Origin of the sequence: uncultured Sphingomonas sp. (assembly GCF_913777625.1) — a bacterium.
Classification (GTDB): domain Bacteria; phylum Pseudomonadota; class Alphaproteobacteria; order Sphingomonadales; family Sphingomonadaceae; genus Sphingomonas.
Map to the genome: position 1 here is coordinate 34081 of NZ_CAJYTI010000001.1, position 12088 is coordinate 46168.

Here is a 12088-nt window from a genome sequence, read left to right on the forward strand (position 1 = left end):
TGTCGCGCCGAAATTGGCGTCACGCGATCGATGGTCGTGGGGCAGCGAATTGCGCCAGCGGTTCGCCAGCTGCAAAATCGGGCGCCAGCCAAGCGCACTGCCCCCCGACCAGCGTCGCTCGAACGTCACCCGCCGTATCGAGCACGGTCAGGTCCGCGCGCTTGCCGGGCGCAATACTGCCGGTGTCTTGCGCGATCTCCAGGAAGCGTGCGGGCGTCAGACTGGCCATGTGGACCGCCTCCTCCAGCGCGATCCCGGTCGCGTCGATGATGCGAGCCAGCGCGCGGTCTATTGTCAGGGTGCTACCGGCCAGCCCCCCTGCCGCTGTCCGCGCCACCCCGTCGCGCACCGCAACGTCCATTTCGCCCAATCGATAGGTGCCATTGGGCATCCCCCCCGCACACATGCAATCGCTGATCAGCATGACCTGGTCGGCCGATTTCAACCGGGCTATCAATTGCAATATCGCGGGATGCAGATGCGCCCCGTCGGCGATCACTTCGACGAAGCAATCTTCCATCAGTAGCGCGCCGGCACAGCCCGGCTCGCGATGATGCAAACCACGCATGCCGTTGAACAAATGAACCCCGGAGCTGGCCCCGGCGGCAAGCGCCGCGCGCGTCTGATCGTAACTGGCGTCGGTGTGCCCCAACGCCACCCGCAGCCCCCGCGCCACGGCATGGCGCAGGCTGTCCATCGCGCCGTCGATCTCCGGTGCGAGGGCCAGTACTTTGAGGGCCCCGCGCGAGGCGGCAATCAGCGCGTCGATACGGTCGCGATCGGGCTTCAGGAACCAGTCCGGATTGTGCGCGCCGCGATGGGTGCAGCTGAAGAACAGTCCCTCACTATAGGCGCCCAGAAGCCGTGCCCCCGAAGGAACTTCGTGCATCATATCGGCTACCACGCCCAGTGCGGCGAGCGTCCGGTTCCAGTCGGCGGTGACGGTCGTGGCAAGAAAGCCGGTCACACCGTGGCGCGCGAGCGATCGCGCGATCGTGCGTAACGATACCGGATCCGCATCCATCACGTCGGCGCCCTCGCGGCCATGAATGTGGATGTCGATCAGGCCGGGAATGAGGGTGACATCCCCCAGGTCTAACGAGATCGCCGTGCCGATCGGCTGCGTGCGGGATACGCGTTCGATCCGGCCATCTGACAGCACCAGCCAACTGCCATGGGCGATTCCCGCCTCCGTAACGATCCGATCTGCGCGGAGGGCAAGAGCGGGGCTCACAGGGGCAGCTCCTGGCCAGCCAGGATCGCAGCGCCGCGCGCGCCGCTGCTGTCACCAAACGCAGCCCGGCGTACCGGTGGCGCGGAAAATCCGGCAAATAGTTCCGCCTCGATCGCGCGGGGCAGCTGTTCGATGATCTCGTCCACCAGGGACAACCCGCCGCCCAGCACGACGATGTCGGGGTCATACAGCTTGACCAGCGCAACAAAGGCGGCCCCCAGCAGCGCAAAATAGCATTCGCGCACGACTAACGCCAAAGCATCGCCACGCTGCCAGGCGGCGATCACGTCCGCGGTCCGTGCCGCCGTCACCCCGAAATCGCGTGCCAACCGCAACAGACCGGGTCCTGCGATGTAGGCTTCCAGGCAGTTTTGTAAGCCGCAACCGCACCTGCGGAACGGGAGATCGAACGCCCGTGCGATGTGCGCGGGGAGCGGCAGATGGCCATATTCCCCAGCCATTTGGAGTCGCCCGCGATAGAGCTTTCCGTCGATGACGAGCCCACCGGCGGCACCGGTGCCGAGGATCGCACCGAACACGCTTCGAAAGCCGGCCCCCGCGCCGCCCACCGCCTCGGACAAGGCGAAGCAATGCGTGTCGTTGCACAGCGCGACAGGACGATCGAGCCGCTGCGCAATGTCGATCTCGACATGGCGCAGCCTGGCGCAGGGAACATTCGCGGATAGCGATCGCCCCTGCGCGTCGATCAGGCCCGGAAAGCCCACGCCGACCCGCGTCCGACACCCGGCCTGGGCATCCCCCCAGGCGACCAGACCGGCGATTTCAGCCATGAAACCGGAATAATCGTCGGTCGGCGTGGCAACGCGGTGTCGGGCTAGCGCGGTGAACTGTTCGTCGAACACCGCCGCTTCCATCTTGGTGCCGCCGATATCGAGGCCCAGGATCATGGTTGACGGTCGGGCCAAGCGTAGATCGTCACGCCCTGGACGACCCGGTTGACCTGACCGTCCGCACTCGGGCTGTCGGGATCGATGTTGAGCGCGAGCGCGTGACGCCGGGCCAGTCGCTGGCACCAGATCAGGTAGATCAGCGTAAGCCAAACGTCGCTGATCTCAGCGCCTAGCAGATAGGGCAATTCCCCCAGCCGGATGACCTGCAATGCGCGCCCGTCTTGCGTGACCTCGCGGGCAAGGTCGTCGTCATAGTCGTGGGTATACGGCTCTATGCTGTCCAGCATGACCACCAGCGTGCGCTCGTCGAGGACAAATTTGGGTCCATGACGGAAGCCGAGCGGCGTATCGGCATAGCAGTCGATTCGGCCGCTGCTCAGTTCGAGCATCTTGAGCGCCGCTTCGGTGGCGATGCCGCTCAGGGCGCCGCTACCCAGAAAGGCTATGCGCTCGAAGCCTAGGGCGATCGCCGCGTCGATCTCTCGAGCGGGGTCGGCCAGTAACGTGCGGGCAAGAGCGATGGTGCGCTCGGCCTGTGCTGCATCGGGCGCAAACGCGGCGATCGACGTCAGCAGCATGCTGGAAAAGCTGCTGGTCATGGCGAAGCTGCGATCCAGGGTCGCAGTCGGCATCAGCAAGGAGAAGCTTCGCGAATTGTCGCGTGCATGCAGCGCGAGTGCGCCGGCCGGATTGCACGAAATGGTGAGGTGCCAGCAATTTTCGACGAGCTGATCGGCGAGCTTCACTGCGGCCACGCTTTCCGGACTGTCCCCTGACCGGCCAAAGGATACCAGCAACGTAGGCTTGCGCGGCAGCAGATAGTCGAGCGGGGCGGCCACCAGGTCGGTGGTGGCGATTGCTTCGACGAGCCGATCCAGTGCACGGGTCAGCACCGGTGCTGCCGTCCGCCCGACAAAGGCGGAAGAGCCCGCGCCGGTCAGAATGATGCGTAGATCGTCCTGCGCCAGCAGCGGCGCCAGAAACGCCTCGAGCGCGGGACGCACTCGATCGAGGTTCGCCAGCGCCTCGGTCCAGACATCGGGCTGCTGGGCGATTTCACGCCCGGTCCAGTCGCCGTCGGTGATGCGTAGAGAGTCCGTCATGACTGAAAATCCTCGCGGATCGTGACTGCCGGCGAGCAGGCAGCAGCATAGGGCAACAATGCGGTGCGGATCTTGTGGCGGATCAGCGAGCGGGCGTCGGGCATCAGCGTGCCTTGCCGCACCGCTTCGAATTCGACCGGCAGGTACTGGCTGAGCAACCCAGCAGGGATGGCGTGCGCGTCGATATTGGCGATCAGCCTCTCGACGGCCAAATCCAGCGCGGGATCGGGCCAGTAATAGCGGATCCGGTCGCTGAAGCTGTACCGCCGGAGCAGTCGCAACTCGGTCTCATCCCCATGATAAAATTTGTTCCACGCGCCCGGCACGTCGCGCATGCGCCGTTCGCATACCGCCCGCAAATCCGAGCGCTGCGCGGACTCGACCAGTTCGTCCTCGATATGGGACAGTGCGAAGAGCGCTTCGCGCAGCGCGAAGGTCAGCGCCGGGCCAACCTTCAGAATGGCAAAATGATTCTCGACAAGCGCCGCCAGCGCCTGTGGCAACTGATAATCGGTCGAGTGCGCCTCGAACGCGATCGCCTCGCGCCACCCTTCAGCCAAATCGCGCAGCTTGGCCGCATTGCCCGCCGGATAGTCGATTACCGAGGCATTATCGAATTCGACGCCCGGCTGGACGACCAGCCCGATGACGCGCCGCCACGCATCGTTCAGCCCCGCAGCCTCGAACGCTTGCCGGTGCGTCACGAGGGTGCAGTGTGCGGCTTCGACATCCGTGGCAGGCACCTCCGCGAGTTGCTCGCTCGCGCCTCCGGGCGGCGGAACCTCCGTGCCGATGACATAGCTGATGCTGCTGGACCCGAACTTTGCAATCGCCGCCAGCTCGGCGCGCGCACACAGTTCGGCGGCGCGCGCGGCGATGATCGAATCGTCCAGCACGTCAGGGTCCCCCTGCAGCGGCATCGAGCAATCGAGGTGGATCTTGACGAAGCCCGCCTCGGCAAATGCGGCCACAAGGTCGCAGGCCTTAGCAAGTGCGATGGCGGCAGGTTCCGCCGTCCAGGCAACGGGGCCGAGATGATCTCCGCCCAGCGCCAGCCGCGTCAGCGGAAGGCCTCGCTGCGATGCAATCGACTCGACAAAGAGCCGGAAGTCGGCGGGCGTCATCCCCGTATAGCCGCCGAATTGATTGACCTGATTGGCCGTCGCTTCGACCAGCAGCAGCCCGCCATCGGCGATGGCTTGATCGACGGCTGCTTCGAGGATCAGCGGGTGCGTGCAGCAAACGGAATAAATCCCGCAGGATTTTCCCGCAATATTTGCTTGGATTATCGATCTGATGTCATGCGCCCGCGCATCTGAAATCGATATGATGTCATCGCCTATGATCATGTCGCCTCTACGATAGATAGCTCGACGCCACTTTTCAGAAGCGCGTCGGCATATTTTGGAGAAATATTTGAGTCCGTGACGAGTATATCGATGCTGCCAAAGTTACATATCTTGTGAAGACTCGACCTTCCAAACTTCGAAGAATCCGTCACCGCGATAATATACTGCGAAACCTCGCACATCTTTCGATTCAGGATCGCCTCTTGTTCGAAATGTGTGGTCACGCCCGCAGTGAATTCATACCCATCCACCCCAAGAAAGACTTTATCAAAATTATAGTTCATCAAGCCTTCTTCAGCTCTCTTTCCAAAGAGGGATTGAGACTTTTTGCGAAGATTTCCACCACTCATCATGATCTCAACCCCCTGATACTGGCATGCAGCTTGAGCAACATTCAGGCTGTTCGTCATGACCTTCAGATTGTTGAACCCGTTCAAGCAGCAAGATATCTCACCAGTAGTACTACCCGAATCTATTATGATCGCATCCCCATCACGGATGTACTCACGAGCTTTCCATGCAAGCTTCTTTTTAAGATCAGCATTTTGATGGATCTTTTCGAGCAGGGACAATTCCCTGAATATGCCTTTGCTTGCCGTCGCACCACCACGGGTACGTTGAAGCGCGCCTCGACGATCAAGTAATTCGAGATCCTTCCGAATTGTAACTTCGGAAACACCGAAGCGATGCGCCAGGTCTAGAACATTTACTCTGCCATCGACCGAGGCAATCTGCAGAATTTCATGCCTGCGTTCCGTTGAAATCACAGGTCCATGACTCCTTTTCTCGGCGATTCAGCTCACAGCACGCTGTTGGTTGAGATATGTTGGGCGGACCACTCGCCGTCAACAGCCCCTGCATTGCAGCACTTTCGAAATCGCATACCATTGATATTTCAGCATATTATCGCATCACACCCGCCCCGGACGGGTGATTTCGGCGCGATTTCGAAAGCTTTTCTTCGGTACACCGAGCGACCGGATGTTGCATTTTGCCCGGTGAAATGGTCTCGATAATAACGCAGACGGCAAGCGTCTCCGAACATTATTTCAAAATATAACAAATAATTTCCGCGCTATGCGTCGGGAACAAATATTCCGCGGGCGGCGCACTGCTTTATAAAGGTGAGGAAGACATGATTAATTTGAGGGGTCGAGTTCCAAAAACCTATTTTCTTCTGGCTTCAACTATATTCACATGCCCAGCCCTGGCACAAACGCAATCCACTGCCACAAATACGCCGCAAGTCACGCAGACAGGCGACATCGTCGTAACCGCTCAGCGCCGTGAAGAAAAAATCAAGGACGTTCCTGCGCAAGTAACGGTGCTGGATGGAGATCGCATCCAGCAAATGGCGCTGTCCGATGTCGTAAGTGTCGTGGAGCATCTTCCGGCTATCAGCTTCCAACAGACCGGAGACCCGCGCACCGACATGCTGTCGATCCGCGGCATTGCCACGTTGGCCAACATTCCCGGCGTCGAGCCCGACGCGGCCATCGTGATCGACGGCGAAACGCTCGCTCGAAACGCGCAGCTCGACATGAATCTCGGCGATATCAAACGGGTAGAGCTCCTGGAGGGCCCCCAGGGCACCTTGTTCGGCAAGAATGCCGTGGCCGGCATGCTCAACATCGTCACCACGGCGCCGTCGCTCAGCGACGGCCTGTCAGGGAAGGTTAGCGCCGGCATCGCGGAATATGGCGACTATCGCCTGAAAGCAGGCATCAACGTCCCCTTGTCGCCGACGGTAGCGGCGATGGTAAACGGCTATTGGGCCCAGACCGATGGCTGGGTGCCCAATGCGAATGCGGGGCAGCCCAACGGTGGCAAGGGCCATGGCTGGGGCGTGCGCGGGCAGTTGTTGTGGGAACCCGCAAGCAACCTGGAAGTGCTTCTTCGTGTCGAAGGATCGCGCAAGGTTGTCGCCATGCCATCAACCGTACTGGTCAATCTGACCCAGGCCGATGTGGACCAGGCAGGCGGCGGCGCCAATACGGCGATGACGGCCTGGTACAACAACTTCCTGAAAATTTCCGGAATCACCTTACCTCTCGTCAACAACAATCACACCTACCTCAACGAGGATCGCGTCAACGCGGACGCCCGCAATTTCGCCTTCTCCGGGAAGGTTACGTATTCTCTCGGTAGCGTCAAACTTATCTATAACGGATCTTATAGAAATTACCGCCTGAACAGCAATGACAATGAATTGGGAATTCCGGTCAACCTCGCTCCACTGATGTATGCTGGCCCGTCGAACTACAAAACGACACAGCATGAACTGCGGATCGAGTCGGATAGCGACCAGAAATTGCGCTATACCGGCGGACTGTTCTATTATCACCTTAATGATTATCGCCGTGAGACGGACGTTCAGTGCTGGAACGCGATGTACAGCGTGCCGAATGTGCCGGCACCGACGTCACTCGCCAATTTCAACTGCGCGAGTTATGGCGGGCCCGTCTCCAACGGTCCGTATAACGGCTATAATATTGAGGACTATGCGAGCTCCGTTGTCACCGACAACTATGCCGTTTTCGGTCAGGCCGAATATGACCTGACGCATAACCTCACGGCCTTCGTCGGCGGCCGGTACCTTACCGAGAAGCAGACGATGACCTACCAGACCTTCGCGGATGACAATGAAGGTCCGGCCTATCTGACGCCGTTTTCAGCGTCGGCGACGCATAGTCATTTCATCGACCGCGAGGGGCTTCGCTTCAAGGCTGGCGATGCAACGTTCTTCGCGACGCATTCGACCGGCTTCAAGGGCGTTGCCTGGGACAATGGCGGCGGCAAGAACATCAGCGAATTCGTCGGGCCAAGCGCATTCGCACCAGCGCCGCCCGAGGTCAGTCGCCAGTTCGAAATCGGGGTAAAGGGCGACGCGCTGGACCGCAAGATCAGCTATGGCCTGACGCTGTTCGACCTGCGCGTCCACAATTACCAGGCGCGCGTCAATTTCTTCGACCCGAGCAATCCGGCACCCACCGTGCAGCGCTTGCAGAACGCGGGTACGCTGGGGTCTGACGGCGTAGAAGCGCGGATCGATTTCAGGCCGGACAACCACTGGGCCTTCGGCACCAGCGTCAACTGGATCCATGCCCGCTTCACCAGCGACACCTATATCGCATGCAACAGCTATGCCGTCGCCATGGGCGCCTGCATCGCCGGCGCGGACGGTCAGATGCTGCAGAATCTGAAGGGTCAAGCGCCGACCAATGCCCCCAAGTTCAGCGCAGATGCCAATGTGCAATACGCATTCGCCGGGCCCGGGGGACTCGAGAACAGCGTGCGGCTGGATTTCCGCCACCGCGCCTCTCAAAACAACACGATCAGTCCCGATCCATTCGAAATCCAGCCAGCGTATAGCATCTTCGACCTGAGCTACAATCTGCACTCTTCGGATCAGCGCTATAGTCTCACGCTGTACGTGAAGAATCTTATGGACAAGTTCTACTATCAGCGGCCCTTCGAGCCTGCCGGAATCGGCTGGGGAGCAGGCGAGAACGCCGTCCTTCCGATGGACTACAAGCGTTATTTCGGCGCAGTTTTCACTTCTAAATTCTGAAATCTCGACAGCAACTGAAACTATAGGGGGTGATGATGGTGCGGAAGGTTGAACGGCAGCGTGAAGTCTTGGCTGCCAATGTCAGCGGCATGGCGCTTGCCATGGGCATGTTTTTCGTACCGAGCGTCGGCCACGCCCAAACCTCGGGCGCGGTGTGTATCGCCAGCGGTAGCAGCACGGCACAGGCAGGCGGCGCCTGCACCTGGGCGGCGGACACCGACTATTCGGGCGGGACTCAGGCTTCGACCAGCCACGCCATCATCATCCCTGCCGGTTTGGCAAGTGCGGCGCCCGCATCGGTCTATCAATCGCAGCGCTATGGAGCGCTGACCTACACCATTCCCAATCTGACCGCAGGCGCCAATTATACGGTGACGCTGCATTTTGCGGAGATTTACGCCAACACCGTCGCCGGGAACCGTCGGTTCGCGATTCTGGTCAACGGTGTGCAGCAAGTGGCCGATTTTGATGTCGTGGCGGCTGCCGGGGCAATGTACACTGCAACCGACAAGACCTTCGCCGCCATCGCGAACAGCAACGGTCAAGTGGTGATCGCACTGGCCAATGGCAACAATAACCCGATCATCAGCGGAATAGAGGTTGCCCCGTCCGGTGCGCAGCAGACCTGCATCGCGGTCGGCAGTGCGTCGGCGTCCAGCAATGCGATGTGCGGCTGGGCCGCCGATATCGACTATTCGGGCGGCACAGTGTGGACGACCGCCAATGCCATCACCATTCCCGCGACGCTGACCAATGCAGCCCCCGCCTCGCTCTATCAGGCGCAGCGTTACGGCAATGCGACCTATACGATCCCAAATTTGACGCCCGGCGCGACCTACGCGGTCAATCTTCATTTTGCCGAAACCTATGCCAACACCGTTGCCGGCAACCGTCAGTTCAACGTCAGCATCGCCGGGCAGCAGGTGCTGACCAATTTCGATGTGGTAGCCGCGGCCGGCGCCATGAACACCGCCGTGGTGAAATCCTTCATGGTCGTTGCGCCTTCGACCGGACAATTGCCCATTACCCTGACTCGGGGGAACAACAATCCCATCATCAGCGGCATTCAAGTCGTGCCGGTTCCGGCGCAACAAGTCTGTATTGGGGCTGGCAGTACCGCGATTGTCGGCGGGCCGACCTGCATGTGGTCGGCGGATGCGAACTATGCGGGCGGCACCGCGACTTCGACGACGACAGCGATCTCCATCCCATCCGCGGTTACCAACGCGGCACCCGCCGCAGTCTATCAGTCACAGCGTTATGGTCCGGCAACCTACACCATCCCCAATCTGGTCCCCGGCGCGCAATATACGGTGAACCTGCACTTCGCCGAGATTTATCCGGGCGCCAAGGCGGGCGACAGAACGTTCAACGTGGCCATCAACGGCACGCCGGTCCTGTCGAACTTCGACGTTGCAGCCACAGCCGGTGCTGTGAACACCGCATTGGTAGAAAGCTTCAGCGCAGTCGCTTCGTCCAGCGGACAAATCAGCGTAGCGTTGACCAATGGCAACAACAACGCGATCATCAACGCGATTCAAATAGTGCCGCTATTACCGCAGGCCGCGACTGCAACGCTGACCATGCCCACCTCAGCCAGCTACGGCACGATTGGCACCTATACCCTGTCGGCCACTGCCAATTCGAGCGCGCCGATTTCCTATGCCGTACTCAGCGGGCCCGCACTCATCTCCGGATCGACCTTGAATGTGTTCGGCGGCGGCTATGTCACCATTCAGGCCTACCAGAACGCCAATGGCACCTTCGGCCCGATTACCTCGTCGACCCAGACATATGCGGTCAATACCGCGACCTCCAATCAGTTGAACTGGCGCGCCGTCGGCTCCGGGAGCATCAGCCACTCCGGCAGCGACGCGCCGAACAACTATTTCATCGACACGAACGGTCAGTTTTTCCTCGAAAATGCGTTCAGCCAATATGATACCGTACCAGCCAATCACTATTGGTCCTTCTATTCCGGCACCAATGAATCAACCGCGACGCCATCCCCCGCGAATTCCTACAACTCGAACTGGAGCGTCAACGGTGTAGCAAGACCCGACACGCAGGCCTTGTGCTCCAGCGGCAATCCGGTGTGGACCGGGTTTACCGCAGCGACCGGGCTGACCGCCGGCAGTAATTATACCGACGGGAACTTCTGTGACGCGATCGGCGTCTGGGTCGATCCGGATACGGGCACCTGGTATGGACTCATACACAACGAACTCTATCCAAATGCGCCGCGGATCGACGCCATTTCGCTCGCTACGTCGACCGACCGGGGCAATAGCTGGACGTTGCTGGGACCGGTCCTTACCTCGCCCTACGGAATCGGCAACGCAAGCAGCTATTACTATCAATATGGCGCCGGCGACCAACGGCTCTTCGTCGACACTGCCTCCGGATATTTCTACGTTCAGTATATGACCCGAATCCTGACGCCGCCTGCAGCCGGCAAGCCGGGCGGGCTATTCCAGACGACCTATGTCGAAGTGGCGCGCGCGCCCATCCGCGAGAAGATGGCCCCTGGCTCGTGGCAGAAGTTCTACCAGGGTTCGTTCCAAAACACCCCCGGCATCCAGTGGACCTGCGATCCCGCTGTTAACAGCGCATGCCCTGTCGGCGATGCCGCCGCATCCTTGGCAAGCTATGTCTCTGCCGATTCCAATCCCGTCATGAATCAGTCGATGGTTTGGCCGATATCGTCGCAAAGATCGACAGACCTTTCCACCTACCTCGCCAATGGCGCTACGACGCTGGAAGGGCCGTACGGCATTTCCTGGAATGCCTATCTCGGGAAATATGTGTCCGCCGTTCAGGACTTCACCAACAACAGTTACATAAACTTCTATGTAACCAGTGACCTTGCATCGCAGCAATGGACATATGCGGGGAGCGTGCCCTATTCGACGCCGGAGAATCCATGGTACATGTGGGTCCGCGATACGCAGACCATGACCACCGGCAAGACTACCGGAAGCACGTTCGACTTTCTGTGCACAGTCAAGTGTAACGGCGGCCAAACGGTGTCGGTCGCGTTTGGCTCCGGCGCGACACTGCCGACCTATTACGCCAGTTACGATGGAACGGTCAGTGCCAGCAGCACCTACCTGATCCAGCACCCTTCCGCTTCCGTTCCCGCCGCCAGCGGCACTGGTACGGGCTGGACGTTTACGCCGGTCGGCGACGGCTCGTTCACGATCGGCCAGAACGGCCAGTATCTCACCGTGGCCGACGGTGATGCTGGCCGGGCCTGGGGGGCCAGTGTCGCCCTCGCCGCGCCGCTCGCGGCATCCAGCAGCGGACCGCAACTTAGTCGTCAACAGTGGTTCTTCGAACCGATCCGAATGATCGGCGGCACCGCCGCGCCGGCCAACGAGTATCGCCTGGTCAATCGCTATAGCGGACTGGTGCTCAGCTTCTCGGCCGCAGGTCTGACCGCATCGAACCTCGGCTTGGCCGTGACCGCTCCCAGCCGCGACTGGGATCCCGCTTCGGGCGCGACCTATGCGTCCTGGCACGTCGCTGATCAGACGTTGATCTTCGTCGCACAATGACGGGGCGCCGTTCACACGAAAGAGGCAACATGACACATCTTTCCGGCAAGACCGCGGGGCTCGCGGCGGTATTTTTCGGCAGCATGCGCTCCGGGGTGGCGCAGGCACAAAGCCTCCCCGATCCGCAAGGCTCTGGCGCGCTGGTCAACGCCGTCACCTGGTTGCAAGGAACGTTGCTGGGGTCCGTCGCCACGGTGATCGCGGTCATCGCGGTAGCCGGTGTCGGGTTCGGAATGCTGACCGGGCGGATCAACTGGCGCCACGGCGCGGTCGTGATCCTCGGCTGCTTCATCCTCTTCGGCGCGGCCAGCATCGTCGCGGGGATCCGCGCTGCTGTGGTGGGTGGTTAACGCGTGAGCACGA

The 12088-nt window shown here is 60.5% G+C and carries 8 protein-coding genes; 3 read left to right on the forward strand and 5 right to left on the reverse strand.

The annotated features are described in order from the left end of the window. Positions 1–19 precede the first annotated feature (19 nt). Genes nagA through agaR form a run of 5 tightly spaced genes read right to left on the reverse strand, consistent with a single transcriptional unit; the run spans position 20 to position 5364 of the window. Complete coding sequence (gene nagA / locus QZ814_RS00165; protein WP_294328983.1) at positions 20–1234, reverse strand: N-acetylglucosamine-6-phosphate deacetylase; 1215 nt, start codon at positions 1232–1234, stop codon at positions 20–22. Then, positions 1231–2142, reverse strand: a complete 912-nt coding sequence (locus QZ814_RS00170) for an ROK family protein (protein ID WP_294328984.1) — start codon at positions 2140–2142, stop codon at positions 1231–1233. The genes nagA and QZ814_RS00170 overlap by 4 nt, the downstream gene beginning before the upstream one ends. Continuing rightward, on the reverse strand, positions 2139–3248 hold the full coding sequence (locus QZ814_RS00175; protein WP_294328985.1) for an SIS domain-containing protein: 1110 nt from the start codon (positions 3246–3248) through the stop codon (positions 2139–2141). Before QZ814_RS00175 ends, QZ814_RS00170 begins: the two co-directional genes overlap by 4 nt. Continuing rightward, on the reverse strand, positions 3245–4597 hold the full coding sequence (locus tag QZ814_RS00180; protein ID WP_294328986.1) for a D-tagatose-bisphosphate aldolase, class II, non-catalytic subunit: 1353 nt from the start codon (positions 4595–4597) through the stop codon (positions 3245–3247). The genes QZ814_RS00175 and QZ814_RS00180 overlap by 4 nt, the downstream gene beginning before the upstream one ends. Further along, positions 4594–5364 carry a transcriptional repressor AgaR gene (agaR, locus tag QZ814_RS00185; RefSeq protein WP_294328987.1) on the reverse strand — a complete coding sequence of 257 codons (771 nt, stop codon included), beginning with the start codon at positions 5362–5364 and terminating at the stop codon, positions 4594–4596. The genes QZ814_RS00180 and agaR overlap by 4 nt, the downstream gene beginning before the upstream one ends. Before the next feature lie 368 nt (positions 5365–5732). Between agaR and QZ814_RS00190 the strand changes: the two genes are divergently transcribed. The 3 genes from QZ814_RS00190 to QZ814_RS00200 are packed head-to-tail and all read left to right on the forward strand — an operon-like array spanning position 5733 to position 12075. After that, a complete protein-coding gene (locus tag QZ814_RS00190) occupies positions 5733–8168 on the forward strand; it encodes a TonB-dependent receptor (protein WP_294328988.1) in 2436 nt (811 codons plus the stop codon). A 32-nt stretch (positions 8169–8200) separates the two neighbouring features. Beyond that, positions 8201–11725, forward strand: a complete 3525-nt coding sequence (locus QZ814_RS00195) for a malectin domain-containing carbohydrate-binding protein (protein ID WP_294328989.1) — start codon at positions 8201–8203, stop codon at positions 11723–11725. A gap of 29 nt (positions 11726–11754) precedes the next feature. Continuing rightward, positions 11755–12075 carry a TrbC/VirB2 family protein gene (locus QZ814_RS00200; protein WP_294328990.1) on the forward strand — a complete coding sequence of 107 codons (321 nt, stop codon included), beginning with the start codon at positions 11755–11757 and terminating at the stop codon, positions 12073–12075. Positions 12076–12088: the final 13 nt, after the last annotated feature.